At 67.1% G+C, this 26,954-nt stretch carries 25 protein-coding genes; 12 read left to right on the forward strand and 13 right to left on the reverse strand.

Annotated features, from left to right (window positions below):
• Window positions 1-18: 18 nt before the first annotated feature.
• Genes glgB through H6717_35550 form a run of 4 tightly spaced genes read left to right on the forward strand, consistent with a single transcriptional unit; the run spans window position 19 to window position 4,068 of the window.
• On the forward strand, window positions 19-2,187 hold the full coding sequence (gene glgB / locus H6717_35535) for a 1,4-alpha-glucan branching protein GlgB (protein ID MCB9582403.1): 2,169 nt from the start codon (window positions 19-21) through the stop codon (window positions 2,185-2,187).
• A 39-nt stretch (window positions 2,188-2,226) separates the two neighbouring features.
• Window positions 2,227-2,763, forward strand: coding sequence for a bacterioferritin (locus H6717_35540; GenBank protein MCB9582404.1), 537 nt, complete (start codon window positions 2,227-2,229; stop codon window positions 2,761-2,763).
• Window positions 2,764-3,519, forward strand: coding sequence for a hypothetical protein (locus H6717_35545; GenBank protein MCB9582405.1), 756 nt, complete (start codon window positions 2,764-2,766; stop codon window positions 3,517-3,519).
• 45 nt (window positions 3,520-3,564) lie between these two features.
• The gene (locus tag H6717_35550; GenBank protein ID MCB9582406.1) at window positions 3,565-4,068 is read left to right on the forward strand and encodes a hypothetical protein; all 504 of its coding nucleotides are present in this window, start codon (window positions 3,565-3,567) and stop codon (window positions 4,066-4,068) included.
• Between the two features lie 61 nt (window positions 4,069-4,129).
• On the opposite strand, the gene H6717_35555 is transcribed toward H6717_35550, so the two are convergent.
• The 10 genes from H6717_35555 to H6717_35600 all read right to left on the reverse strand — a co-directional run bounded on the left by H6717_35555 (window position 4,130) and on the right by H6717_35600 (window position 13,410).
• Window positions 4,130-4,306: a hypothetical protein gene (locus H6717_35555; protein MCB9582407.1), complete on the reverse strand. Its 177-nt coding sequence runs from the start codon at window positions 4,304-4,306 to the stop codon at window positions 4,130-4,132.
• A 4-nt stretch (window positions 4,307-4,310) separates the two neighbouring features.
• Complete coding sequence (locus H6717_35560) at window positions 4,311-4,775, reverse strand: response regulator (protein MCB9582408.1); 465 nt, start codon at window positions 4,773-4,775, stop codon at window positions 4,311-4,313.
• Window positions 4,744-6,240: a HAMP domain-containing protein gene (locus H6717_35565; GenBank protein ID MCB9582409.1), complete on the reverse strand. Its 1,497-nt coding sequence runs from the start codon at window positions 6,238-6,240 to the stop codon at window positions 4,744-4,746. Before H6717_35565 ends, H6717_35560 begins: the two co-directional genes overlap by 32 nt.
• Before the next feature lie 3 nt (window positions 6,241-6,243).
• A complete protein-coding gene (locus H6717_35570; GenBank protein ID MCB9582410.1) occupies window positions 6,244-6,678 on the reverse strand; it encodes a response regulator in 435 nt (144 codons plus the stop codon).
• A gap of 98 nt (window positions 6,679-6,776) precedes the next feature.
• Window positions 6,777-8,096, reverse strand: coding sequence for a UDP-glucose/GDP-mannose dehydrogenase family protein (locus H6717_35575; protein MCB9582411.1), 1,320 nt, complete (start codon window positions 8,094-8,096; stop codon window positions 6,777-6,779).
• A gap of 47 nt (window positions 8,097-8,143) precedes the next feature.
• Window positions 8,144-9,799 (reverse strand): hypothetical protein, encoded by a 1,656-nt coding sequence (locus tag H6717_35580; GenBank protein MCB9582412.1) that lies wholly within the window; start codon window positions 9,797-9,799, stop codon window positions 8,144-8,146.
• A gap of 85 nt (window positions 9,800-9,884) precedes the next feature.
• Window positions 9,885-10,238: a hypothetical protein gene (locus tag H6717_35585; protein MCB9582413.1), complete on the reverse strand. Its 354-nt coding sequence runs from the start codon at window positions 10,236-10,238 to the stop codon at window positions 9,885-9,887.
• Window positions 10,239-10,346: 108 nt separating this feature from the next.
• Window positions 10,347-11,879: a L,D-transpeptidase gene (locus H6717_35590; GenBank protein ID MCB9582414.1), complete on the reverse strand. Its 1,533-nt coding sequence runs from the start codon at window positions 11,877-11,879 to the stop codon at window positions 10,347-10,349.
• Window positions 11,880-12,030: 151 nt separating this feature from the next.
• Complete coding sequence (locus H6717_35595; protein MCB9582415.1) at window positions 12,031-12,453, reverse strand: hypothetical protein; 423 nt, start codon at window positions 12,451-12,453, stop codon at window positions 12,031-12,033.
• A gap of 102 nt (window positions 12,454-12,555) precedes the next feature.
• Window positions 12,556-13,410 carry a PD40 domain-containing protein gene (locus H6717_35600; protein ID MCB9582416.1) on the reverse strand — a complete coding sequence of 285 codons (855 nt, stop codon included), beginning with the start codon at window positions 13,408-13,410 and terminating at the stop codon, window positions 12,556-12,558.
• Window positions 13,411-15,005: 1,595 nt separating this feature from the next.
• Here H6717_35600 and H6717_35605 point away from each other — a divergent pair.
• A complete protein-coding gene (locus tag H6717_35605; protein ID MCB9582417.1) occupies window positions 15,006-16,112 on the forward strand; it encodes a class I SAM-dependent methyltransferase in 1,107 nt (368 codons plus the stop codon).
• 43 nt (window positions 16,113-16,155) lie between these two features.
• On the opposite strand, the gene H6717_35610 is transcribed toward H6717_35605, so the two are convergent.
• Window positions 16,156-17,136 (reverse strand): hypothetical protein, encoded by a 981-nt coding sequence (locus tag H6717_35610; protein MCB9582418.1) that lies wholly within the window; start codon window positions 17,134-17,136, stop codon window positions 16,156-16,158.
• A gap of 59 nt (window positions 17,137-17,195) precedes the next feature.
• Between H6717_35610 and H6717_35615 the strand changes: the two genes are divergently transcribed.
• The 5 genes from H6717_35615 to H6717_35635 all read left to right on the forward strand — a co-directional run bounded on the left by H6717_35615 (window position 17,196) and on the right by H6717_35635 (window position 21,875).
• Window positions 17,196-18,008 (forward strand): hypothetical protein, encoded by an 813-nt coding sequence (locus H6717_35615; GenBank protein ID MCB9582419.1) that lies wholly within the window; start codon window positions 17,196-17,198, stop codon window positions 18,006-18,008.
• Window positions 18,009-18,013: 5 nt separating this feature from the next.
• Window positions 18,014-18,667 carry a DTW domain-containing protein gene (locus H6717_35620; GenBank protein MCB9582420.1) on the forward strand — a complete coding sequence of 218 codons (654 nt, stop codon included), beginning with the start codon at window positions 18,014-18,016 and terminating at the stop codon, window positions 18,665-18,667.
• Between the two features lie 46 nt (window positions 18,668-18,713).
• Entirely contained in the window at window positions 18,714-19,877 is a 1,164-nt protein-coding gene (locus H6717_35625) for a CapA family protein (protein ID MCB9582421.1), read from the forward strand.
• Window positions 19,874-20,833: a formylglycine-generating enzyme family protein gene (locus tag H6717_35630; GenBank protein ID MCB9582422.1), complete on the forward strand. Its 960-nt coding sequence runs from the start codon at window positions 19,874-19,876 to the stop codon at window positions 20,831-20,833. Before H6717_35625 ends, H6717_35630 begins: the two co-directional genes overlap by 4 nt.
• A gap of 157 nt (window positions 20,834-20,990) precedes the next feature.
• Window positions 20,991-21,875 carry a hypothetical protein gene (locus H6717_35635; protein MCB9582423.1) on the forward strand — a complete coding sequence of 295 codons (885 nt, stop codon included), beginning with the start codon at window positions 20,991-20,993 and terminating at the stop codon, window positions 21,873-21,875.
• Here the strand turns inward: H6717_35635 and H6717_35640 are convergent.
• Complete coding sequence (locus tag H6717_35640; GenBank protein ID MCB9582424.1) at window positions 21,872-22,276, reverse strand: hypothetical protein; 405 nt, start codon at window positions 22,274-22,276, stop codon at window positions 21,872-21,874. The genes H6717_35635 and H6717_35640 overlap by 4 nt on opposite strands.
• A gap of 52 nt (window positions 22,277-22,328) precedes the next feature.
• On the opposite strand from H6717_35640, the gene H6717_35645 reads away from it, so the two are divergent.
• Window positions 22,329-24,782, forward strand: a complete 2,454-nt coding sequence (locus tag H6717_35645) for an alkaline phosphatase family protein (protein MCB9582425.1) — start codon at window positions 22,329-22,331, stop codon at window positions 24,780-24,782.
• Here H6717_35645 and H6717_35650 read toward each other — a convergent pair.
• A complete protein-coding gene (locus H6717_35650) occupies window positions 24,749-25,291 on the reverse strand; it encodes a TerB family tellurite resistance protein (protein MCB9582426.1) in 543 nt (180 codons plus the stop codon). The genes H6717_35645 and H6717_35650 overlap by 34 nt on opposite strands.
• 105 nt (window positions 25,292-25,396) lie before the next feature.
• Here H6717_35650 and H6717_35655 point away from each other — a divergent pair, with 105 nt between their 5' ends.
• The gene (locus H6717_35655) at window positions 25,397-26,950 is read left to right on the forward strand and encodes a serine/threonine protein kinase (protein MCB9582427.1); all 1,554 of its coding nucleotides are present in this window, start codon (window positions 25,397-25,399) and stop codon (window positions 26,948-26,950) included.
• The last annotated feature ends 4 nt before the right edge of the window (window positions 26,951-26,954 follow it).

The raw sequence follows: 26,954 nt of genomic DNA on the forward strand, positions 1-26,954 counted from the left end.
ACACGAATCGAGCCGGAAATGACCGGTGATGCCGACGCTCGCGCGCGCTTGGCCCGCGGCGAGCACCACGATCCGCACTCCCTCTTGGGGGCCCATCCGCACGGAAAGGGCACCGTGGTGCGCTCTTTTCACCCAGATGCAACGGGCTGCGACTGCGTGGTCGATGGGGAAGTCTGCCCCATGCGTGCGGTGGGGGACGGGCTGTTCGTGGCATTTCTCCCCGAAAGAAGCGGACCGCTGTCGTATCGGCTGGTGTTTCGCTTCGACGACGGAAGCACTTGGGAGCGCGACGATCCGTACCGCTTCCTGCCCACCCTCGGCGAGATGGACCTGTACCTGTTCGGCGAAGGCAATCACCGGAAGCTGTGGACGGTGCTGGGTGCCCATGTGCGGGAAGTGGATGGCGTGCGGGGCACCACGTTCGCGGTGTGGGCGCCAAACGCGCGACGTGTGAGCGTCGTCGGCGATTTCGACCGCTGGGACGGTCGCCTGATGCCGATGCGGACCCTGGGTGGATCCGGCGTGTGGGAGCTGTTCGTTCCTGGTGTGCTCGAGGGGCAGAAATACAAGTTCGAGATCAAGACCCAGGACGGCGCGCTGAGGATCAAGACGGACCCCTACGCGCGTCAACTGGAGGTGCCGCCGGAGACGGCGAGCATCGTGGCGGAGACGCGCCACGAATGGTCCGACTCCGAATGGATGACGGCGCGCGCGAAGCGCGACCCCCAGCGGGAGCCGATGAGCGTCTACGAGCTGCACATGGGCTCCTGGCGTCGAGTTCCGGAACAGGGCAACCGTTCGCTCTCCTATCGAGAGATCGCCGAGCCCTTGGTTCGTCACGTGAGCTCGCTCGGGTTTACCCACATCGAGCTGATGCCCCTCGCGGAGCATCCGTTCTACGGCTCTTGGGGCTACCAGGTGTCCGGCTACTATGCCCCCACGGGTCGCTACGGATCCCCGGACGACTTGCGTTGGTTCGTGGACTACTGCCACCAGCACGGCGTTGGCGTGATCCTCGACTGGGTGCCGGCCCACTTCCCGAAGGACGACTTCGCCCTGCGCCGCTTCGACGGCACCGCGCTCTACGAGCACGACGATCCACGTCGCGGCGAGCACCCGGACTGGGGCACGCTGATCTTCAACTACGGCCGCGCGGAGGTGCGGAACTTCCTGATGGCCAACGCTCTGTACTGGCTGAAAGAGTTCCACATCGACGCCCTGCGCGTGGATGCCGTGGCCTCCATGCTGTATCTCGACTACAGCCGCAAGGAAGGCGAGTGGGTCCCCAACCAGTACGGTGGTCGCGAGAACATCGAGGCCATCGATTTCCTGAAGGCGGTGAACCACATCATCACGGAAGAGGTGCCGGGCGCCTTCACCGTGGCGGAGGAGTCCACGGCTTGGGGTGGGGTCACCCGGCCGGCCGTCGAAGGTGGCTTGGGCTTCACCTTCAAGTGGAACATGGGCTGGATGCACGACACGCTGAAGTTCTTCGCGCTGGATCCGGTGCATCGCCGCTACCACCAGGATCAGATCACCTTTGCGATGATCTACGAGTTCCACGAGCGCTTCATCAATTCCATCTCCCACGACGAAGTGGTGCACGGGAAGGGCTCGCTCGTTTCCAAGATGCCCGGAGACGAGTGGCAAAAGCACGCCAACTTGCGCTTGCTGCTCGCCTATCAGTACACGCGGCCCGGCAAGCAGCTCGTGTTCATGGGCACGGAGATCGCCCAGGAGAGCGAGTGGAACCACGAAGGTAGCGTGGATTGGCACCTGCTCGACGATCCCAAACGCCAAGCATTGATGCGTTTCATCGAACGCTTGGGCAAGCTGTACTTGGAAACGCCGGCTCTGTGGCGGGACGACCCGAGTCACGAATGCTTCGAGTGGATCGATGCCGCGGACAGCGCCAACTCCGTGATGTCCTACCTGCGGAAGGCGGGTGACCAGCACGTGTTGGTGGTGATGAACATGACCCCCGTGCCGCGGCCGGACTATCGGATCGGGGCTCCATCTGCGGGGCGCTACCGAGAGCTGCTCTCCACGGACGATTCGGAGTTCGGTGGCAGCGAGCTCACCACCAAGAAGGAAGTCCACACCGAGCCGGTTCCCATCCACGGGCGCGGGCAGTCGTTCTTGTTGGACCTGCCACCCTTGGGGGCCTTGGTGTTGGCACCCGGCTGAGTCTTGCGGCGCGCACGGATCGGTCCTAGTCGAGACTGCATGAAGCAGCCGTTCAAGACCGACCTGGAAGCCATCCGCAAGCGCGCGCGAGAAAAGATGTCCGACGGCGCCGTGACCGGCGCGTACCTCGCGGACCGCGAGAAGGTCATCGACGTACTGAACGACGTTCTCGCCACCGAGATCGTGTGTGTGCTCCGGTACAAGAACCACTACTTCATGGCCAGTGGCATCAACGCTCAGCCGGTGGCGCAGGAGTTCCTGCAGCACGCCAACGAGGAGCAGCAGCACGCCGACTGGGTCGCGCAGCGCATCACTCAGCTGGGTGGCGTGCCGAACCTGAGCCCGGAGGGCCTGGCGACCCGGAGCCACGCCGCCTACGCCGAGGGGGACACGCTCAAGAAGATGATCGAAGAGGACCTGGTCGCGGAGCGCATTGCGATCGAGACCTACTCGGAAATCATCCGTTGGCTCGGAGACGACGACCCCACCACCCGGCGAATGATCGAGGACATCCTCAAGATGGAGGAGGAGCACGCCGACGACCTGGCGAACCTTCTTCAAACGCTCAGCGACTGAATGGCCGGCGGTAGGTACCAGCGGCTCGATGCTCAGGAGATCATCCGCACCATCGAGCGGCTGGCGCGCCGCATCGAGGAGCGGTTTCCGGAGGCGGGTCTCGCCAAGGTGGCGCGAGAGCTCCACGGCGTAGCCGAGGGCGCCCACGCTCGGACGCTGGAGCTCAAGCATCCCAATCTGCTCCTGCGCGTGGGTGTGGGGCTGTTGATCCTGAGCGCTCTGCTGGTGCTCTTCGTCTTCATTCCGGAGATGCGACTCAACTTCCAGATCCGCGCCATTTCGGATCTGATTCAAACCGTGGAAGCATTGCTCGGCAGCTTGTTCTTCCTGGGCACGGGCGTCGCGTTCCTGGTCACGTTGGAAGGCCGCATCAAGCGCCGCACCGCGCTCGGCGTCGTCCATCAGCTGCGCGCATTGGCTCACATCGTGGACATGCACCAGCTCACCAAGGATCCGGAGCAGCTCACCAGCGCGGGACCCACGCCGTCGTCACCGGTGCGGAGCATGAGCGACTTCGAGCTGCTCCGCTACTTGGACTATTGCAGTGAGATGTTCGCTCTGGTGAGCAAGGTCGGTGCGCTCACCGTCCAGGGCTTCGCCGACCCTGTCGTGCTTGGCGCCGTGGACGAGGTGGAGAACCTGACCACCGGGCTTTCTCGCAAGATCTGGCAGAAGATCATGATCGTGCAGCAGCTGGTGAACGCCCCACCGCGGCCCCGGGCGCGCGACTACGGATGGCGCCGCGGGCGCGCTTGACGCGCCTCGGGCGGCTCGTTACCGAAGCTCGAAAAGGAGACGACCATGGGCATCCAAAAGAGTCTGGCGAACGTGAAGAGTGCGGTGCAGGAGATTCCGGCGTTCAATCAGATGGTCGAGCAGGCCGAGGCCCAGGAAGCCGAGCAGAGCGCCCTAGAGGCTCGCGCCATGTGGTTGGGGGCGTTGGTGGAAGCCGCCTACATCATTGCTCAGGCGGATGGCTCCGTTTCCGACGAGGAGCGCGGAGAGATCGTGGAAGGCTTGGTGGAGCTGACGGAGCGCAGCGTGAGCGCCGACGAGGTCGTGGACATGCTCGATCGAGTGGCGGGCGCGGTGGAGGAAGAAGGCGCCAAGGCGCGGTTCGCGGAAATTGCGGAGATCGTCTCGGACCCCGAGCTGCGAGATGCGGTGTACCTGGTGGCCTGCGCCGTGGCGTGGAAGGGCGGCGGCATCGGGGAGAAGCAAGGTCTGGCGGTGCGCGCCCTGAAGGACGCCTTCGGCTACGGTGAAGGCAAGCACCAGACGCTGCTGGCGAAGGCTCGCGGCTGAAATGAAAATGACGGCTCGCCGGCACCCAGCCGACGAGCCGTCGCCCCTCGCTCGCTCGGCGCTACTTCTTGGCTTTCGCGCCGTGCGTGGTCTTCTTGGCCTTGGGATGGCTCTTCTTGGAAGACTTGTGAGCCGTCTTTGCCGCCTTGGCTGCATGGGCCGAGGTCGTCACCAGTGCGGTGGCGGGGATCGCCATGCCAGCCGCTAGCAAGAGAGGACCGATTTTCGACAGCGACATGTATTCATTTCTCCTTGGTACCAGGGAAGATGACTCCCGGGGCTCTTGCTTCCTCCGCCAACACCCGCGCCACCGTCTGGCGCAGGACGTCGATGTCGAAGGGCTTGTCGAGGACGCACGCCGCGCCCAGTTTTCGGGCCGTGTCGTGCGTCTGCTGTTCTCCAAACGCGGTGATCAGGATCACCGGAACCTCGCAACCAGCATTGCGCAGCCCGAACAGCACGTTCATGCCCGTCCATCCCGGCATGCGGATGTCGGAGACGACCACGTCGATCCCCGCCAGACCCCCCTCGTCCACGAAGTCCGACGCGATCTGTTCGAGCAGCTCGGAGCCGTCCGAGGCTTCGATCACTCGATGCCCATCCCGCCGCAGCGCTTGAGCGAGGAGGCTTCTGAGCTCGCCGTCGTCTTCCGCGAGCAGCACGCAGCTTTGGATTTCAGGCATGGGCGCGATCCTTGTTGCACTCATCGTGCCACGCAGTTTCTCGGGATTTCGCGCTCTGTCCCTGAGTCAACTTGACTCGTTGGGTCGCGCTCGACACGCGGGTGGGCAGGTGCACGGTGAAGCTGGTGCCCGTCTCGCGGCTGGTGTCGACGGAGATCCAACCTCCGTGGTCGCGTACGATCCCGTAGGAGACACTGAGCCCGAGCCCGGTTCCCTCACCCACGTCCTTGGTGGTGGTGAACGGCTCGAACAGATGGGGAAGAACTTCTTCCGGGATGCCGCGCCCTGCATCGCGAACCGAAATGGCCACGTGGTCCTCGCTTTCCTTGGCGACCATCACGCTCACCGTCCCGCCGCCCGGCATGGCTTGGACCGCGTTGATCATCAGGTTGGTGAGCACCTGCTGGAGCTGCGTTGCGTCCACCGGAGCATGGACACCGTCGCCCGCGACGGAGATCCGCACTCCTTGCTCCGCCGCCAGGGACGAGAGCATCTGTGCCGACTCGCGAGTCAGCTCGAGCAGCTCGCAATCCGCTCGAACGGGACCGCGAGGTCGCGCGAACCCGAGGAGCTGTCGCACGATGTTCGAGATTCGCTCGGTCTGCCGCTCGATGGCGCGGGCAGATGCCGCGACTTCCGAACGGGAGCTGACTTCCCCTCGCTCCAGCCGCTTCGCGTTGGCGAGCACCACGTTCAATGGCGTGCCGAGCTCGTGGGCCACGCCCGAGGCCAGCTTGCCCACGGTAGCGAGCCGCTCCGCGTGGCGCAGCTGCTCCAACGCCTCGATGCGCGCCGCCGTTTCTACTCGCGCTCGATCTCGGGCAGCGGCCAGCGCCGCGCTCATGGCGTTGAGCTCTTCCGCCAGCTCTCCGAGCTCGTCTTTCTGATCGAGCACCACTGGTGTCGCCAAGTCCCCGGCGCCCACGGCGCGCGCCTTCTCCCGCAGCGCTCGGATGGGCCGCCCCACCATCCAGGTTCCGAACACGTACGCCGTCAAGATCAGGAGCGCGGCGATGGCCGTCATGGCCGCCACCGTGTTCCCGATGGTTCGATGAACGTAGCGCGCTTCGTCCCCCAGGGATTCCGTCAGCTCCAGCGCGCCTTCCCCCAGGGGCAGCGGCTCGTAGGTCACCAGCGCGTTGTCGTCCCGCAGCACGCGGTGGGTCTCGACGCCGGCCGTCAGGCTGCCGAGGTCATGCGCCTTGGGCGCGTACTCGCCGCGTCGAACGTTGGGATCCACCCAACGCACGACCACCGGGCCGCCTTCGGTGTTGGCGTGAGCGATCACGTCCAGCGCGCGCTGTTTGCCGGATAGCCGCCACGCTTCGGCGACGGCGGCGGCCAACGCCCGCCCCAACACGTGGTGATCGCGCCGGAGATCCTGCTCGTACAGATGCGTCTCGAGACGCACCCGCAGGACGCCCACCAGCGAGAGGACCACGACCACCGCTACCGAGATGAGCAGCGTTAGCTTGCGTGTCAGCAGCATGGCTCATTCGTCGAGGGCGGCCAGCACGGCGGTCCTGAGATCGTCGATGTCGAAGGGTTTCTCGAACACCGCGAAGGCACCCCAGCGTCTGGCTTGGAGGTGCACGGAATCGTCGGCGAAGGCGCTCATCAATATGATCGGTGGCGCTTTGTCTTCGTCGCGAAGCGACCACAAGACGTCTAGCCCGGTGGCGCCGGGCATGCACACGTCCGTCACCACGGCGTCCCACGGACAATGCCCATCGACGTCGATCTCTTGGCGCAACGATCGACCATCCGCGACGGCCGTCACTTCGTGTCCGTCACGCTCCAGCACACAGGCCACCAGGCGTCGAAAGTCGGAGTCGTCCTCCGCTACGAGCACACGAGTCGGCCGGTCCGTGAGCAGTCGCCCACGGGTGGAACGCGTGACGGGGGCCGGGTTGGAAGAGACGATCACGCATTACTCGACTGCACGGCGTATGCCAGCCGAGATCGCGGAAAGCCCGCGTCAGCTACGTTTCGAAGTGCCACACTCCGTAGCGGAGTGACACACTCTCAGCCGCGCGCCGGGCGGCCCATGCCTCGGTACGCGAGGCCGGCATCCACCACGGATTCGGGCACCAAGGCGTTGCGACCGTCGAAGACGTGTCGGCCCCGCATCAGCTCCTTCAGGCGCTCGAAGTCGGGCGCTCGGAACTGCATCCACTCCGTCGCGATCACCAGCGCGTCCGCCCCGCGGCAAGCCTCATAGGGGTCCTCCAACAGGGTGACGGACGACAGGATGCCTTGCTGCTCGAGCCAGCTCCGGCCGGTTTCCATCGCTTCCGGGTCCGTGGCGCGCACCTTGGCGCCGGCGTCCACCAACCCACGCATGAGCTTGAGCGCCGCCGCTTCGCGGACGTCGTCGGTCTTCGGCTTGAAAGCGATGCCCCACACCGCAATGACCTTGCCGGACAGCGACCCGAGGTCGCTCTTCATGTGGCTCAGCATGTTCTGCACCGGCGCTTCGTTCGCCGTGGTGGCGGCTTCCGCCACCAGCAGCGGCACGCCGAGCTCTCGCCCGGTGTGCACCAGCGCGCGGAGGTCCTTGGGGAAGCAGGAACCCCCGAAGCCGAGGCCTGGATACAAGAACTGAAGGCCGATGCGCTCGTCGCTGCCTACGGCCAGCCGCACGTGCTCCACGTCCGCTCCGACCATCTCGCACAGGCGGGCGATCTCGTTCATGAAGGAGATCTTGGTCGCGAGCAGCGCGTTGGCGGCGTACTTCACGATCTCCGCGCTGGGCGGCGCCATGTGGTGCAGCCGGTTGCTCTGCCGATTGAACGGCGCATACAGCCGGCTCATGGTCTCGAAGGCGTGATCGTCGTCGCTGCCGATGACGATACGATCCGGCTTCAAAAAGTCGTTGACGGCGTCGCCTTCTTTCAAAAACTCCGGGTTGCTCACGACGCTGATGCGATGCTTGGAGTGCTTCTCCACCACCTCGCGCACGCGCGCGTTGGTACCCACGGGTACGGTGCTCTTGAGCACCAGCACCAGGTCGTGGCGCGCGGCCTTGGCCACGTCCTCCGCCACCTTGAGCACGTGTCCGAGATCGGCGGAGCCGTCCTCGGCGGGCGGCGTGCCCACTGCCACGAACACCACCGAACGGCCGGCGATGGACTCGGCCAGGTTGGAGTCGAAGTGCAGGCGGTCCGGGTAGTTGCGCTGGACGAGATCTTCCAGCCGGGGCTCGAAGAACGGCACCTGACCCGCCCGCAGGCGCTCGAGCTTGGCTTCGTCCACGTCCACGCACACGACGTCCACGCCCACGTCGGCGAAGCACGCCCCCGCGACGAGCCCGACGTAGCCGGTTCCAACGACTGCAATCTTCATGGCCGGGGGGCTTTACCCCGAAATGCCAGGGACGTCACCCCGACGGCTCAGTAGCCGAGGACGGGGTCCACGCTGGTGGTGGGCGCCGGCGTCGGCGGCTCGGCGTAGGGGTTGTCGCTGGTGGTGGAAGGCTCGGGCGCGGCACTCGGTGCCGCACTGGCGGAGGGGGCCGACTCCGAAGCTTGGGGTGCGGCGTCCTTCCCTCGCGGTCGTGCCGGGCGCTGGAAGCGGCGCTGGGTCGTCGCTGCGCTGGCCGGGAGCGCTTCCGTCCCGGAATCCTCGGAGCTGCTGACCATGCCCGCTTCCTCGCTGTTCGAAGCCACGCCCAGCGGCGCGGGCAGCGGCCGGTCGTCACTCTCCTTCTGCTGCAGGTGTCGCTGAAACGCGAGCACGCCCACGGCCACGGCGCCGCCGAACACCAACAGCACGATCAACAAGGGTCCCCAGCGACGGGACGGTCGGAAGTCCGGGTCTGCGTCCAGCGCCAGGGCCGAGTTGACCGATGGCGACGACGTCGGTTTGGGAGCAGGGGTGTCCTTGTGCACCAGCAGCAGCGGCTCCGTGGCCTGGGGCGGCCGCGCTGCGCTCAAGGGAGCCGCCGCGGGAACGTCCACGCGCATGGGCTCGGGTTGAGTCTTCTTGCCCAGCAGCGAATCCACGGAGCGCGCCGAGTCCGACGGTCCGTCCGCGTCCTGGGGTTGGTAAGCCGCGAGCCCGATGAGCTTGGGTGCGCGCGGGATCTCCGGTGGCACCTGCAGCGCGTGCACCGTCGGACGCCACGAGGCCGGCGCCACGTTGCTGCGCACGATGGAGCCCCGCTGGCGGTCGAGCAGATCCTGTCCCAGCTCCGTCATCAGGCGAATCAACGTGCCGGGCCGCCGCTTCTCCTGCACCGCCGTGAGGGCGTCGCTCAGGGCCTTCATGCTGGGAAACCGCTCCGACGGCTTGGGATTGACGGCTTCCAACACGATCTCGCGGAGCAAAGCCGGTACGTCGTCCGGCAGCCGCGGCAGCTTGCCGGACAGCGCGGCGGTCAGCACGGACTCGGCAGTGGCGTTCGGGCTGCTCTGGTCGAAGGCTTCGCGCCCCGCCAAGAGCTCCCACACCATCAGCCCCACGCTGTAGACGGCAGCGTTGTCGCTCGCCAGCTCGCGCCCGGAGAGCAGCTCCGGTGCGCGGTAGGCGTCCAACCGCGGATGGCCGAAGGGCCGCGTGAGGCCCGTGAGCCCCAGGTTGGCGATCAACGCGTCGTCACCGCTGGAGACCAGGACGCACTCCGGATGCACTCCGGCGACGAGCCAAGGCTCCGGCTGCTCGAGGCACAGCTCGTCCGCCGCGATGAACGCCCGCGACAGCTCCTCCGCGACGCGCAACGCCGCCGGCACGGGAATGCGGAAGTGCTTTTGCTCGGCGCGCTTCATCAACACGCTGAGGGGCACGCCCTCCACGTACTCCGTGGTGACCACCAGACTGCCCGGCGTGCGATGGACGTCCACGACGGCGAGCAGGTTCGGATGATGGATGGGCTTCGCGCGCCGTGAAGCCGCCGCGGCCGCGTCCAGCTGCGCGGCGTTCCATGGCGGCTTGCCCGGAAAGCGCCGCAGGAACACCACTCGCCCAGCGCCTTGACCGACGCTCAGCGTGCCGAAGTCGCCGCTGGCGAGCTCGGTGACGGTCTCGTATGGGTGCTCGGACTCGACCAACGGCGCGCCTCTCGAACCCCGAATGTAGCGTACGGAGCCCAATCGGCGAAGACTGGCCGAATGCCCGGAGAAACCGCGGCCAGCGTCAGCTTTCGGGACACATGAGCCGCACGTGGCGCTGGGCTGGAACCGCTCCCGCCGGCGCGCTGTAGACCGGGCCGAGCGCGCGCCATCCGGAGCAGGGAACCAGCCTCGGCTCGGGCGCCGGCGGCTTTGGCTGCGCCTTCCGCCAAGCGGGTTTGGGGGCGACGATTCGGATCTCGTCCAGATACACCACGTGCGCTTTGGGGATCGCCGGGCGCTCCACTTCCAGGTCTTGGGGTTTTGACGGCGCGATGCCCGGCGCGGACCGCTCGCCCTCGGGGGCGAGCAGCGTCGCGGTCACGGCCAGCACGACGGTGGACAGGGCGGCAATGCAAACGAGGGCTCGGGTCTTCATGTCGGCCGCCCATAGCGAACGCCATGCCCGCTGGCGCCGCCGCGATTCGCCGAGCTTTGTCCGGCTTCAGGGTGGCGACGGCGCCTGGCCGCCGGCGGCGATCGCCAGTCAGCCTTCGACCAGCACGAAGGTTCCGCCGGGGCCGACTTGCTGCACGCTGCCCCAACCTTTTGGCAGCGCCGGCTCTACCCAGTGGAACACGCGCTCGGCGTCGAGGGGTGACAGATTCACGCAACCGCCGCTCTTACGCTGGCCGAAATCCTCGTGCCAGTACGTCGCGTGAATGGCGTACGGTCGCTTGAAGTAGATGGTCCATGGAACGTCGGCGATCCAGAAGCGCCGCGGCTCGCCGCTCTCCGTCGTCATGGTGCTCACGTGGTGCTTGCTCTCCACGAAGTAGCGACCGTAAGGCGTGGCGTCTTTCTGGCCCGGTGAGATCAACGTGGTGAACACCGGCTTGGGGCCGTCGTACAGGGTCAGCGTGCCGCGCGTGACACGGATGTGGATCCACTTGCCGGTGCCCTTGGTTTCCCAGGGCGGCTTCGGACGCCGTTCCACCACGGAAGCGTCGTGCTTGGCGATGTAGATGCCGGGCTCTCGGGTCTCGAGATAGCGTTCCTTGCCGCTCTTCTCTTCCGCGCCGGTGAGGGCCACCCAGTGCTTTTCCGGCCAGCTCTCTCCCGTGGGCTCGAACCCGCCGTCCGTTTTCTTCCATTTCTGGCGCGGCTCTTTTCGGATCCAGGCGATGGGCAAGCTCACGTCGCCCCCCAGCTCCACGCCGTGGAACTCCGAGACGCGAAAGCGCTTGAGCCCTTCGGCGGGCACCACGCTCATGTCCGTGGACAGCACCCACGTGCGGCCGAAGGCCTCGAAGGCGCGGGTGTACGCGAGCATGGAGCCGTAGGGGATCCGCTTCTTGTAGACGCCGCCCGGCTTGCCCCAGGCCGTGGGCGTCATGCCGCCGTCCTTCAGGAACTCCGGCATCGGCCCGTTGGGCGTGATGGGCTCGTCCACCGCGAGCTCGTCGTGCCCCGCGTTCCAGCCGCGCATCTTCTTGCGATCGCGCTTGCCCACCTTCCACACGAACTCGTCTTCCGGTACCGGTCGCGTGAGCATGGGCGCGTTCATGCTCAGGGCGTAGTGGTAGGGCATGGGTCCCGGCGCGGGCGTGGTCCAGCGTCCGGCCTGCATCCAGGGGGACGTCATGTCCAACGTGGAGCGGGAGCCGACGCACACGTAGCCGCCCTCCACCTGCACGAAGCTCCGGCAGCGTCCCTGACCGGTCACGGGGTCCGCCGACGAGAGCGCCAAGCTGTCCCCTGGACGAATGCTGCCCAGGGGCAACGAGCCGGAGCGCGGAGCAGGCTGGATCCAAGTGCCCCAGTTCATGCTGCCGATGCGACCGTTGGGCGATGGATCGATGGGCGGTGGATAGGCGTCGCCGCCGAAGAAGGCGTCGAGCTTCTGCTCCAGCGTGGGTTCCGGAGCGGGCGGCTCCGCGGGTTCGTCCTCGCTGGCGCGCACCGCGAGCGCGGGCTGCGCCGTCGGGGCAATCGGCGAGTCCGAAGCTACGGGAGAGCGGGCCCCGCTGCCCGCGGCACAGCCGACGAGCAGCGCGGCGAGGAGAAGAGCGCGGCGCACGGCGTCATTTTGCGTCGAGGGCGCCGTGGAATTCCAGAAATTGACGGGGTTCGCGCCGGACCAACCCCCAGATGTCCATGGGCTCGGATCGGCTCAGGTTGCGATTGGCCTTCGACGCCGGCGCCGAGTAGCGCCCCGTGGCGACACTGAATCAAGGGAGATCCTCGGCTTCCAGGTCACACCAGTCTTGGCCCGGTTCGAACCCGAGGAGCTTGAAGTCGGACGACAGGAAGACGTAGGTCGTGGTGTCGTTCCAGGGCCGCAGGGCGTCGCCGATGGTGACCAAGTATCCGGTGTGGGTCAGGCACACATCCGCCTTGCTCTCCTTGGGCAACCACTGATGGTGGCGGGCCGCGTAGCGCTTGGCGAATACCGCGGCGATCCGCTCGCGGCGCGACAGCTTCGGGGGGTTTGGAGGCGACGTCGGTAGTTCGTCGCCGTCTGTGTTTCCCGGAGCGTACACCAGCTCGAGCTCCCGAGCGGGCGACGAGCGAACCTCATGGTGCGGCGGGTCTTCTGTCGCGCGACGGTAGAGAACCGCAAGCGCTGGTGTCAGCACGACGCCGAGCAACACGACCAACCACGGTCGAGGGAGTCTGAAGGGACGGGGCGGGAGGTTCCGCGGCGAACCGACATCATCAGGATCTGGTTGGTTCGGCGCGGGCACGGCGAGCAATCACTGGGGCGGATTGGTGCACACGTTGCCGATGCAGGTGAGTCCCTGGCAGCAGTCTCCGGTGCTGGAGCAGGTCTCGTTGGACTTGCGGCACTTCTCCGGAGGTGGCGGAGAGCAGGCCAGCTTGCCGGTGGAGTCCGGATGGCAATCGCCGCCGCAGCACTCGCTGTCCACCGAGCAGGCCTCGCCCGTGGGGCGACACGGGCGCGGCGCCCAGAAGGCCGCGATGTTGCGGCTCTTCACGTCCTGTCCCGGCAGCCAGTAGCCGACGGCGCTGGGGTCCTCTCCCGGTGCGGCGTTCTTCTTGATCGCGGCGACCCAGATCTGCTGATAGGCGCTGCCCTTGGTGCCGGCTTGCGCGTTGCCGTAGTCGCGACGCGACAAGAAGCTGACCCAGTAGTAGCCGCCTTGATCGAAGGGCGAGAAGTGCGGCTGGAAGTTGTCGGTGGTCTGCGCTCCGCCGTTGGCGGTGTCCAGCCGGCGGACGTTGCTGCCGTCGGCGTTCATCACGTACAGGGCGGACTGATCCGTCTCGCTGCGGCTGCCGTTGCCGTGAGCGAAGGCGATCAGATCCGAGCCCGGCGCCCAGCTCGGGTAGCAGGCGGCGTTGCCGGCCGGCACCTCACCGGCGAGGGATGCGCCCGTCACCAGCACCTGCGGCGCACCCACGGCGTCAGGTCCCGTCACCGGCAAGAGCGAGATGTCCCCCGAGGTCAGCTGTCCGCCCCAGGCGTTGGCGCTGGACACGTACGCGATGTTCTTGCCGTCCGGCGACCACGACGGCTGCGTGGCTGCGGTGGGCAGCGCGCCGGTCACGGCCACCTCGGTGCCCGCCATTGGGTCGTACACCTTCATCGTGCGGGTTGCGCCCTCGTCCGTGGTCACCACCAAGCGCTTGTCGTCCGGGCTCCAGGACGAGAACCACCAGCGCACGGAGCTGTTCGACAGCGACGCGTTGTTCAGCGGGAACACCGTGGGCGGCGGCGCCGCCGTCAGGTCCACGGTGAGGTCGAACACACCGCCGATGTTCTCGCCCGGGCCCAGGCGCCCGGCCATGTAGCGGCCATTGTTCGACACGCTGTGACAGCCCACGCAGTTCTGTCCGCCCACGGAGGCCGGCGGCGTGGGCATGAAGCTGATGGCAGTGCCCACGCCGTCGTCGATGCGCTTGATGCGCACGGCGGTGATGTCCCAGTAGTACACGCTGCCGGTGAGCGCGGCCTTGGCGAAGGTGAGCGTCGTCTGTTTGGCCGAGGCGATGGCCGTCTGGGTCGCCGAGTCCCAGCGCTCCGCCGTGAGGGTCATGGGGTCGTCGGTGTCCGACTGCGCCAGCGCGCTCCACACCTGGCCATCGACCAGATAGCTGTTGGTGAAGCCTGCGCCGCTGTGCAGTACGTAGGCCTCCAGCGTGTAGTGCGGCTTCTTCAGGGTGAGCCGGAACACGTCCCCGGCGGCGCCGTTTTCCCACTGCAGGTTCGCGGGGTACACGTTCTGCGGCATCACCGCCTTGTCCAGCGGGTACACCAGGTCGATGGCGTTGGTCGGATCCTGCGTCGGCGATCCGAACTTCTGCGCGGAGTCCGTGGGCGCGCCGTTCTCGTACAGCTGCTTCTCGACGCTCACGGTCACCGTGGCCGTGCCCTTCAAGCTGCCGCTGGTGGCGATCACCGTGGCCGTGCCGCCGTACACGCCGCCCGCGGTGAACGAGCCGCTGTTGTCCAGCGTGCCGATCAGCAAGGGGTCCAGATCGAAGTTGGCGTTCGACAGCTCCGCCGTGCCGCCGCCCTTGTAGTGGCCGATGGCCTTGAATTGCTGCGTGGGTGTGGAGCCGTTGGTCGAGACCAACGCTGCGGACGCGGGCTCCACCGTGATGCTCTCGAGATCCGCGGTGCTGGCGTCGATGGTGCTGCCGCCCCCGGTGCCGCCGCTGCCGGCGCCGCCGTCCCCGATGGCCACGCACTTGTTCGACTTGCAGATCTCGTTCGGCCCGCAGTTGCAATTGCCGGCGACTCCCGCGTCGTCTCCGCCGCCACACCCGACGCCCAGGGCGGTGGCCAGAGCGAGCACGAATACGAAGAAAGACGGCTTGTGCAACATGCCGTTACCTTAACTCGGAACGTCGTCGCCATCCTGACGGGATTCGCGCCGCACCAACATCAAGATGCATCTGGATGTCGGTACGCCGCGGAAACGACGCGTCGCGCGAGAGAGCTCGCGCCGCCTCAAAGCTGAGCCTGCGGGCCGCAGTAGCCACCCGGACGCCCGCGGATCGCGGCGTTACACCGCGAGATCTCTACAAATTCAGGAACTGCTCGCGTGCGGAGCGGTTTCGGTGAAGGGTCGCGCTCCAATTCGGGGGCTGCGCTTCGGAGGCGACAATGGCGATTACTGATCATGTGGTGTTCAACGACAAGGCGCTGGAGCGCAAGTGGGCCGGCAAGCGGGTCCCGATGGAGCGTTTCTACGAAGCGTACTTTGCCGGGGACATCGACATTCCGGGGGACATCTACGCGTTCTTGAACGACCGCGATTCCTACGTGAAGAACACCCTGACCCGCGAACACTTCCGCTGGGCCATCACCAAGTTCGTCCCCGAGGCGACCATCCACTCCAAGAGCCAGGACGAGCGCATCGTTCGCGAGCACTACGACCGGGGCGACGACTTCTTCGGCTGGTTCCTCGGCGAGCGCATGGTCTACACCAGCGCGTTCTTCGAGAACCGCGGCCAGAGCCTGGAGCAGGGCCAGGACAACAAGATGAACCTGGTGTGCAAGAAGCTGCAGCTGCAGCCCGGGGAGCGCCTGCTCGATATCGGTTGCGGCTGGGGCACGCTGACCCGCCACGCCGCCAAGCACTACGGCGTGGACGCCACCGGCGTGACCATCTCCGAGAACCAGACGGCCTTCGGCAACAAGCGCATTGCCGACTGGGACTTGTCGGATCGCGCGCGCATCCTGTGCAAGGACTACCGCGACATCCCCAAGCAGAAGTACGACAAGATCGTCAGCCTCGAGATGGTCGAGCACGTGGGCGTGAAGAACCTGGTCAGCTTCTACGAGCAGGTGGGGGACTTGCTCACGGACGAGGGCTTGTTCCTGCTTCAGTGGACGGGGCTTCGCCGCGGTATCCGCGCCGAGGACTTCATCTGGATCATGTTCATGGGCAAGTACATCTTCCCCGGTGCCGACGCGAGCTTGAGCCCCTCGGCCATGCTGCGCGCCATGGAAAAGGCCGGCTGGGAGAGCCACAGCATGGAGAACGTGAGCACCCACTACGCGTGGACCATTCGCCACTGGCACGACAACTGGCTCAGCAACCGTGAAGCCGTCACCGCGGCCTACGGCGACCGCTGGTTCCGCATCTGGCACTTCTTCCTGGCCTGGTCGTCCATCATTGCCCAGCAGGGCAACGCCGCCTGCTTCCAGGTGGTGCTGAACAAGAACATCAACAGCTACGACCGCACTCGCTGGATCGAGAAGAAGGCGACCATCCTCGGGGACCGCGAGACGGATCTGAATCCGCCCGCGAACGGCGGCAACGGCCGCGCCTGGGCCTGACCCTGCGCAGACGGAGCGGCACCATCTCCGGGTGGTGCCGCCGTCACTTCAGGGTGCACACCGCGGGCTTGTGATCGAAGTACACGGTCTCCGTGACGGCGGGGTGGCCGTCCGTGATGCCCGCAGTCCAACAGCTGCCGTCGAAGGCGTCGCTGATCACGTGGTCGATGTCGAAGAAGCCGGCGTAGGTGGGCGGGGCCTCGGGGCCCACGTCGGTGACGAAGTGGAAGGGCTTGCCGTCGCCCACGTGCTTCACGACGAGCTGTGCGCTCTCGTCGAAGTCGGTGTTGCGTCCGGGATCGGTGTTGAAGTCTCCCAAGATCACGTTGCGCGCTCCATTGGCGGCGGGCTCGCCGTTGCCCAGGTCCTCGAACACCAGCGCGAACAGCTGGGCGCGGCAGTCCTGGTCTGCTTGCGCGAGGCCGGAGTTGCCGTGCACGTTCACCACCGTGATTTCCCCGCCGGCGGCGAGATCCACCACGGCGCGCCCCAGGCGTGAGCCGTGGCCGCAGCCGGTCACTTCGGCGCCATCGAGGCCATCGAGGCACAGATCCGCAGTGCAGCCCCGAATGCTGCCGAAGCTCTTTTTCACGCCCAAGCACTTGTCCGGGTGGCCTTGGTGGCAGGCGACCTGATAGCCCGCGCCCAGCACCATTTCCGTCACCGTGGGGTCGCCGTCTTTCCAGCCGTCGCACACGTAGCCGGCCTTGTCCTCGGCGGGGATGGCCGCGCAATCCCCCGGCCAGAAGATCTCCTGGAAGCCGACGACGTCCGGCGAGAGGCCATCGAAGAACGCGCGGGTGTCGGCGATCACGGATTTCCAAGAAAGGCCGTTGCCGTAGTACTGGTCCGTGATCGCGGCGTTGTCCGAGGTGTAGTCGCCGTCGAAGGGGAGGCCGAGCGTGGTGCCGGTGTTGAACGTCACCACGCTGAAGTCGAATGACTTCTTCGGTTCCGTGTCGTCGCTCCCGGAGCAAGCCGAGAGGAACGTCAGCGCGGCGAGGGCGGCGGCGGCGCGGAGCATGAAGCCAAGGATAGGACAAGCTCGACGCGATGATGGAGCTCCACGTATCCTGACGGGTCATGAGTCGCGGAAAGACACAGCTCTTGGAAGCTCAGCCCGCTCCGCCCGCGGAGCTGCCAGTGCCGGTGCCCCCGGCGGGGCCCTACGCGGCGATGCCGCCACAGCCTGCGGCGCCGCGCAGTGGCGGCTCGTCCAAGGTCCTCTGGTGGGTTGGTGGTGGAGCTACTCTCGTGGTGCTCCTCGGGCTGCTGGTCGTTGCGGCCATCGTGATCGTCGCGTTCGTGGCGTTCTGGACTCTCGGGAGCTCATCCGCCGCGCCGGCGCCGGTCGCCACCCCGGCGCCGCCACCGGTGGTCACCGCTCCCCCGCCGGCACCGATGCCGGTGGCGCCGCCCGCGCATGCCCCTGAGCCGGAATGTGGGGACTGCAGCTGGGACGGCACCAAGTGCCAGAACGGCGCCTGCGTGCTCGATCCCCAGGCGAGCTGGACGCTGCGCGCCACGACCTTGTACGCCGATCCGTCCGCGACCCTCGGCTCCTCCGTGCGCGTGTGTACGCGGCGCTCCGGGGAGCAACAGTTTTGGTGCTCACCGCTCCGAACGCCTGCGCACCCGGCCACGACGTTCCCCAAGGAGCAAAACGTCGCGCTCAGCGTGACGACGCCGGATCTGGTCTCCAGTCGCGGCATCGACATCCAGATCCAACATAACGGTCGCGTGTGGTGCACGCAGTACAACACGAGTCACACCACCGGCTTGCGCCCTGGGAACCTGCTGTTCGAGGGTGGCGTCGCGTACAAGCTGCCTGCGTGCGGCAAGGCGTTCACGCGCGTGGTGTTCGCCCTCGAGCACGACGCCGGCGGCGGCGACTGAAGCAGATGAGCCGGCGAGCCAACAGCGCGAGCCGATGCGTGCGCTGCCACATGCACATGAGTCTGTGCGTGTGCGAGTTCATTCCCAGTCTGCCGACCCGGACGCACGTCATGCTCGTCATGCACCGCTTCGAGGTTCGCAAGTCGACGAACACGGGGCGACTGGCGATGGAGGCGTTGCCCAACAGTCAGATCGTCGTGCGAGGTCGAAGAGGCGCACCCAGCGACACGCTGACGTGGCGGGCCGACACGCGCCCGCTGCTGCTGTTTCCGGATCCGGAGGCGGTGCCCCTCGCCCGCCTCCCGCGGGACGATCGCCCCGTGACGCTCATCGTGCCGGACGGCAACTGGCGCCAAGCGTCCAAGGTGCGAAAGCGCGTCGCCGGTCTCGGCCAGGTGCCCTGCGTCGGCCTTCCCGTAGGCGAACCGTCGAAGTATCGCCTTCGCTCCGAAGCGCACCCTTCGGGTCTCTCGACGCTGGAAGCCATTGCGCGAGCTCTCCGCGTTCTGGAAGGCGATGCGGGGCCGGAGGTCGAGCGCGCGCTGCTCGCGCTGCAGCGAGCCATGGTGGAACGCACCCTGTGGTCGCGGGGAAGTATCACCTTGGACGACGTCAGCGATGGAGTCTTGCCCGGCACTCGGCGGGACGTCCCCCGATAGCCGCCAAATGGGCGTATTGGCGTTGGGTCTGGCATGCTTTCGCGGCATGTTCCGCCCGCTTGCGCTCACGCTCTTCGCCATACTGGCGTTGCTGCTCGGCTGTGATGGAAAACAGCCCGAGGAGCAACCGGCGCCGGCAGCGAGCGTGGTGCCGCCCGCGGTAAAGCCCGCGGTCCCCGAGAAGGCCGCGCCCGAGGCCCCCGCGGAAAAGCTGACGGTTCTGTTCGGCGGCGACGTGAACCTGGGCCGCGGCGCAGGCCAGAAGATCCTGAAGAACCCGAAGTACGACCCATTTTCCGAGATCGCACCGCTGCTGGCCACCGCGGATCTGCGGGCCGTGAACCTGGAATCCCAGCTCAGTGACCAGAACGGCGAGACCCAGTCGCCGAAGCACCATTTGATCTTCACGGGCCCGCCCGGCGGCGCGGACGTGCTCGGCGCCGCCCACATCGATTTGGTGAGCCTCGCGAACAACCACTCCTGGGACTACGGCAAGAAGGCGTTGTTCGAGACCTTCGACAACCTGGAGCGCGCGGGGGTGGCGTACACCGGGGCGCGCCGCAAGCCGAACGCCGCCTACGAGCCCACGGTGCTCACCATCAAGGGCTGGCGCGTCGCCATCTTCGGCGTGACCCACATCTGGAACCAGGGGCCCTTCGACAAGCACGAGGGGCGTTTCTACGTGGCCTGGGCCAGCTTCGACAACTTACAGAAGCAGCTCCGACGGGCGAAGAAGGAGTACGACCTGGTGCTCGTCAGCTACCACGGCGGCGGAGAGTACGTGGAGGTCCCCATGCAGTGGACCCGCGACTTCGTGCGCGCGGTGATGAGCACCGGCGTGGACGGCTTCTTCGGTTCCCATCCCCACGTGCCGCACGGCGTGGGTTGGTCCCAAACTCGCCCAGTCTTCTACAGTCTCGGTAACCTGGTGTTCGCGATGCACAGCGACTACCCGTGGACCGGCACGAGCTTCATGGCGCGTGTGACCTATCACCGCGATGGGCGCATCGAAGCCGAGGCGTGCCCCTATCACATCCTGGGCCACGTCCCGATGCCCTTCGAGGGCAAGGTCAAGGAGGCCCGGGAGACCCAATTCCGCAGTCACCTGAAGCTGTTGTCCGCCGCCACCGGCGGTAGCGAGGTGGGTGCGCCGGGGGAGCTCTCGTGCATGCCGGTTTCTCCCAAGAAGCGTCCGGGAGTGGACGGATGAGCCGCTGGCTTTGGTTCTTCGCGCTGGCCTTGCCGGCCTGCCACCAGGCGACGGACGAGGATCTCGCGGCGCAGGACGAAGCCGCCGCGCCGGCCAGCGCGGCGCCCGCGCCCAGCGCGTCGGCGCCCGAAGCGAGCTGTGATCCGGGCTGCAGCTCCATCGAACGTTGCGATGGCGGCAAGTGCGTGCCGGCGTGCCCCGAAGGCGAGGTGTACGTGCCGGCGACGGGACCCAAGGGCTTCACCATGGGGCGCGGAGCGGCCGGCGCCTTCGACCAAGCGCACACCGTGATCCTGACGCAGCCGTTTTGCATGGACGCGACGGAAGTGACGGTGGCCGCCTATCGCGAGTGCATGGACGCCGGCAAGTGCACCGTGCCGCAGCTCCGCGATCTCAACAGCAACTTCCGCGAGGAGTATCACCGCGACAAGCACCCGCTCAACATGGTGAACTTCGAGCAATCCACCGCGTACTGCGAGTACCGCGGCGAGGCGTTGCCCACGGAGGCGCAGTTCGAGTGGGCGTCGGGTCATGGTGACGGCCGCAAGTATCCGTGGGGCGACACCGAGCCCAGCTGTGAGCTCGCGGACTTCACGCCGGGGGGCTCGCCGCATCTCGATCCCGCCGGCGACGTGGGCTGCCACGGAGGCGGCACCAGCGAGGTGAAGGCGCACCCCAAGGGCAAGACGACCTGGCCGGACGGTGACATCTTCGATCTCGGAGGCAACGTGTGGGAGTGGACGGCGGATTGCTACGTGCCGTACCCCTCGGGCACCGTCACGGATCCGAGCCCGCAGAGTCACCCTTCACTGCATGGCGATTGCTACGTGCGCTCGCTGCGCGGCGGCGGGTGGAACCGCAGTTACTACTCGATGCGAGTGAAGAGCCGTGCCGGGTCGAAGAAGACGTACCGCGTGCCCGGCCTCGGCTTCCGCTGCGTCCGGAACCCGAAGTAACCGCGGCGGACCGACATCCAAACGAACCTTTGGCATTTGGGGGTTGGCCCGCCGCGGAAACGTCCGGACAGCGCACGCTCAAAGTCCGGACAAAGCCGCGGAACCGTCGCGTTTTCTCGGCATTTTTCGGCGGCATGCCCATTGCTGTACGGACGGCATGGCACGTCTGTCCGCTTTGGTTCTGTCTCTCTTCGTGGTCGGCTGCAGCGCGGCAACCGGGGACCCCGGCGCGGGCAACGGCGAGCGCCCCGCGCCTGCGGGGGATGCCCTGAGCGGTTGCAAGGGCAAGGCGTCTTCGTCGATTCCCCCGACGGGGACGTACGTGCTGACGACCTTCGGCGGACCCACGGAGCCGCAGCCGCTCGCGTGCGGCGGGGCGAGCCAATCCGGCACTTGGTACTACGCGGCGTCGAAGCAACGCTACGGCTGCGGCGCGCACGTCAAGATCACGGCGAACGGCAAGTGCGTCGTGGCGCAGACGGACGACTACGGCCCCGACGCCTGCGTCGAGAAAGCGGCGGGCACCGCGGTGATGGACGTCTCACCGCTGGTGGCGAAGGAGCTGTTCGGCGTGAGCTCCCTCGGTTGGTCGGACAAGGTGAAGGTGCAGGTCGAGGAAGTGGACGCGTCCACGCCGCTCGGCCCTTGCAGCGCGAACAGCGAGCCGAGCGGGAGCGGCGAGCCGAGCGGGAGCGGCGAGCCGAGCGGGAGCGGCGAGCCGAGCGGGAGCGGCGAGCCGAGCGGGAGCGGCGAGCCGAGCGGCGCTGGAACGCCGGCACCGAGCGCGAGCTGCGCGGGCGTCTGCGGCGCACAGGCGCCGAGCGGATGTTGGTGCGACGACCAATGCGCGGGCTACGGCGACTGCTGCGCGGACATCGACGCGCAGTGTGGGAGCGCTGCGGCGTGCGCCAGCGACGGCGAGTGCAACCCCGGAAGCGACGGCTCGGGGCTCATCTGCGTCAATGGCCAGTGCGTGCCCGGCTGCAACGCGAACTGGCAGTGCCCCGGCAACACCAGCTGCGTCTCGGGGCAGTGTCTCTAGGCGCGGGCGAGCAGCGTATACACGACGACCATCGCCAGCACCGTGACCATCAACAGCACGCTGGCGACAATCTGAATCAAGAACGCCTTCGACATGTTCTCGAGGGCGTCCATCATCAAGCTGACGTCGCTCCCCTGAGTGGTCACCACCTTGGAGAGCGAGGTGCTGGCGCGGGTGAGCAGGATCCCCAGCACGATGTTGAACACGCCGGCGGGCGCGAGAAACGCTGCTACGTTTCCGTTGCTGAGGCCGACCAGGTTCGCGATGGCCGCGAGCACCTCGAAGGCGCCGCTGATTGCGCACAAGATCCCGAAGATGCGAGCTCGGTTCGCCGTGGAACCGATCACGAGGTTCTCGGCGTGGCCGAACTCGTATTCCGGTACTTCGGACTTGTCTGCCATGCCGCAGACGGTCTAGGGCTCCTGGGTCTCTGTCAACCCCGGTGCCCTCGGTGTGAAGACCCGCGAGAAATATCGGCCTTTGGTCGTGCTGGCGCTCCTTTCGCTGGTGGTGACCGGCGTGTGGATCTCGCTGGTCCGCGTGATCCTGCCGGTGCCTGCGCCGAAGGAGGTCACGCCCGTCCGGCTGCTGAGCGAGCCCCTTACTCAGCACCTGTTGTTCGTGGTGGTGGACGGGCTCCGCTACGACATCGCCACCAATCCGGAGCTGATGCCCCGCTTCTCCCGCGCCATGAAGGAAGACGCCAGCGCGGAGCTGTGGGCCGGCCGCGTGAGCATGACCTCCAGCGCGGTGATGAGCTTCGGTACCGGTCAGCGCGGCCGCTTCGAGCAGATCGTTCGTAACATCAACCCGGATCCGCCGCCCTTCAACTCCTGGCTGATGAACGCCAAGAAGGCCGGGCTCACGGTGGAGGCCGCGGGAGATCCCGCGTGGGGTCAGATGTTCGGTCCCGCTTTCGCGCGCCACCTGGATGACCCGCCGGGGGTGGCCATCGACGTGGACTTCAATCCCCACACCTTTCGCGACGTGCGCACGCTGCTTCGGGATCGCCCAAACGTGATGATCGCGCACTTCGTCACGCCGGATCATCAAGGGCACGCCTACGGCATTCTGTCGCAGCGCTATCGCGATCACGTGAAGCGCTACGACAAGCTGCTCTTCGATCTGCTGGGCGAGCTCGGTCGCGACTGGACGGTGGTGGTCACCAGCGATCACGGCGCCGTGGACAGCGGCACTCATGGATCCGACACGCCGATACAGCGGCGCACTCCCGCATTCGCGTATGGACCGGGCATCAAGAAGGGCGGCCGCCCGCCGGGGCCGTTGCCGCAGGTCGATCTCGCGCCCACCTTGGCGACGCTCGTGGGCGCGCCGCTGCCCGCCCACGGTCAGGGCGTGCTGATCTCCGAGTGGATCGATCTTCCGCCCCCCGAGGTGGCGGCTGCCAGCTGCAAGAATGCCGCCGGAGTGGTCGCCTACGGCGAGGTGGCCACCGGCGCCGTGGCGGCGGCCAGCACGCTGCTCGCGCCCTGCGCCGCGGGAGCACCTCCAGCGGACAAGCTCGCTGCGAGTCGCAAGGCCGCGCGCCGGGTGGACGCCGCCGTGACCGGCGCCCACGGCATCACCTCGCCCAAGGCCTGGCTCACGGCCGCACTGGCGGTGTTGCTGCTCACCCTGATGGCGTTCGTGGCGCTGGGTCGTCGCGTGCTGCCCTGGCTCGCCGGCGCCTTCGGCGTGCTCGCGCTGTCCATCGCCCTCGTGTTCGAGGTGGAGCGGCTGCCCGGTGGGCTGCCGAACGCCGCGCGTGTGGTGTGCTTCGTGGTGGGCCTGCTCCCCGCCCTCGGCTTCTTGGTGTCTCCCGCGCGGTTCGCGCAGTGGGTGAACCGCTACCCACGGCTATCCATCCTGTGGGTCGTGGGCTTCACCGTCAGCAGCTACACGCCCAATACGCAACCCATTGCCTACGTCGCCGTGGGCCTCGGCGTGGTGGTGCTCTCGCTCTCGGGTTGGGTGACCGAAGACGCGCTGCCCATCTATCGCTCTCGTCCGAAGGTCTCTTGGCTGCGCTTCGCGGTGGCGCTGCTGGTGTTCCTGCTCTTGTTCCGCGTGGGCACCAAGTCCGAGGGCATCGTCCCGAGCTGGTACGTGAAGCACCCCGCGTTGATGTACGGCGGCGCCATCGCGTCCGTCGCCGCCTGGAGCGTGGGGCGTCTGTTCCGCTCCCCCCGCGAGCACTGGCTCGTCGTGCTCCTCGGTTTGCCCCTGATCGTGGCGTCGCTGTTCCTGCGCCCGCACCTCACGCCCTGGCTCGGGCGCACGGCGGTGCTCGCCTTCGCGCTGGTGGCCGCGTGGGCCTTTCGGCGCCGCGCCTACGGCTTGGGTCTGCACCTGGGCCTGGTGAGCTACGCCTTCGTCTCTCGCATCTGGGAAGTGCCTGCGGTGGTGGGCCTGGTGTACCTGGCGGAAGCGATGGGCACCGCCCTGGCGGAATCGCGGGAACCCGAGGAGCCACCGCTGGCCACGACGGCGATCTTGGTGCTGGTCGCCTTCTCCCTGCTCACGCTGCTCCGCATCGGCATGCAGGGCACCATCGACTTCGGCGGCATGGACTTCGGCGCCGGCGGCTTCGGCGATCCCCACGTTCCCGCTTGGGTGGTGGGCTTCGCGCTGGTCTACAAGTACGTGGGCCCCGCGCTGCTGGTGCTGGTGGCGCTGCTCGCGCCTCTCTCGCGCAAGGTCGCCGACCGCGTGTTGGCTGGCCTCACCCTCGCGTTCATTGGTCGCGGGGCCGCCCTCACGCTCATGCTGTTCATCTGCGGCGCCAGCTTCTGGACCGGCCTTCGGGTGCTCGGCGATTGGCCCTTCGGCATGTTGGGCGCGGGCGTTGCCGCCATCGCCTGGACGCTCGAGCGTTACTCCTCGGCGTCGCGATCCTCTTCCAGCTGATCCAAGATCTCGTTGGCGCGCTCTTCGGAAATCCCGAACCACTCCGCCAGCTGGTTGATGAGCTCGTTCTCTTCTTCTGCCACCTCGTCGTCCGCCAGCGCCACCGCTGCCGCGAGGGCAAAGGCGCCCTCCGCCTCGCTCTTCTCTTCCGCGATCTCGTCGGCGATCTCCCGGAGGCGCTCGTCCCGACCCTGCTCGTCCAGGCGCTTCTGGTAAGTCTCCATCATCACGTTGATGGTGCCGCTACGCAGCAGGTTGTCGGAGAGCCCGCGAATTGCACCGCGCACCGCGTCGCGCTCCGTTTCCTCGATCTTTCCGTCGGCGCTCATCATCAAGAACATCGTTTCCGCCAGCGGATCCACCCGGGTGAAGGCGGCCATCTCCTCCGGGCTGAGCAGGCCCTCCCGCGTCAACGTCTCGTAAGCCGGCGACATCACCATGCTCGGGCGCCGTCCGCTCTGGAGCAGCGCCTCGGACAAGCGGCGGATGGTGGCGGTCTCGATCTTCATGAGGCGAAGTTACTCCTCCATCCGGGGGTGATCCATGGGGCGCACGACGGCGGCCGATCACGAAATATTCTAACGCATCGTCAGCGGGCCCTGTCCCCCCTTCAGATGGACGATGCGCTGAGCTCGAGAACGCGCCTGTACGTGGGCGTCCTGGCGGGCGTTGCCGGTTTTCTCCATCTGCTCCTGGTGTTCGTCGGGCTGCGTGTGGGGCACCTTTCGCTGGCCGAAGCGCTGTTTGGCCCGGGAGCAGTGCGCCGCGGGGCGCTGGTCGTGGGCAGCACGGCGCTGTTTTTGTGGCTTGGCCGTGGGCGGCGTAGCCGAAGTGCGCTGTTGTGGGTGGACGTCGCTGCCATCGCCCTGGTCGCGGGCAGCGCGGTGCTGGACGCCCTGAATCGAGGACCGGCGCAGCGCCCGGAGCTGGCATCGCTGCTCCTGGTGGCGCTGGCCCTGTGCGCCCGCGCGGCGTTGGTGCCCAGCACCGGGGCCCGCACGTTCGTCGTTGGCCTGGTGGGGCTCTTGCCGCTTCTGCTGATCTCGCGGTCGCTCTACCACGGCTTTGCTCGCACCATGTCCACGGTTGCGGTGGTTGGCTTCGGTCTGGCCTTGCTGGCCGTCACGGCAACCACCAGCCACGTGATCTATCGTCTGCGTCGCCGCGTGCTGGGCGCTCGAGAGCTGGGCGCCTATCGCCTGGGCGCAAAGCTGGGCGAGGGCGGCATGGGCACGGTGTACGAGGCGTATCATGCGCTGCTGAGCCGTCGCACCGCCCTCAAGCTCGTCCGCGCTTCGGAGCACGACGAGCAACAGCTGCGTCGGGAAGCAGAGCTCACCAGCCAACTCTCGCACCCCAACACCGTCGCTCTGTACGACTACGGTCAGACCAGCGACGGCATCTTCTACTACGTGATGGAGCTGGTGGATGGCGTCACGCTGCGAGAGCTCGTGGATCAGCATGGCCCGCTCCCCGCGGGGCGTGTGCTCTCGCTGCTCACGCAGGTCAGCGCATCCCTGGCTCAGGCTCACTCGCGCGGGCTGGTTCACCGCGACATCAAGCCCACCAACGTGATGGTGTGCCGCGTGGAAGGCTATCCGGACTGCGTGAAGGTGCTCGACTTCGGCTTGGCGCTGCAAGTGCATGGCACCGCGGACGCCGCGCGCGCTGCAGGAACTCCGGAGTACATGGCACCCGAGGCGTCCTACCATCCCGAACGCGTGGGTCCTGCTACGGACGTCTACGCCGTCGGCGTGCTCGGCTACTTCTTGCTCACGAGCAACGTGCCGTTCACGGCGAGCACGCTTCAAGAGCTGGCGTGGGCGCATTTTTCTCAGCCGCCGTTGCCTCCATCGCTGACCTCGGCTCACTCGGTCCCCCGCGATCTAGAAGCCGTGTTGCTCCGCTGCCTGGCGAAGGATCCAAAGGACCGCTACGCGAACGGCGGCGAGCTGCACGAAGCGCTCTCGCAGTGCAGCGCCTCGGAGTGGTCTCGGGAAGCTGCCGAGACGTGGTGGAGCAGCCAGCCGCCGGTGCCCGAGAAGTCGTCCACACGCGACGTGGCCGTCACCGTGCCGGAGGGTCTCGTCACTCAGCAGATCCCGAGCTCACGTCTCGCTCGAGCTCACGAGAACCCCTCGCGCGAGCCGGTCATCGCCCGCATCTGACTCA

The sequence above is a fragment of the Polyangiaceae bacterium genome (assembly GCA_020633235.1).
Taxonomy (GTDB): domain Bacteria; phylum Myxococcota_A; class Polyangia; order Polyangiales; family Polyangiaceae; genus JACKEA01.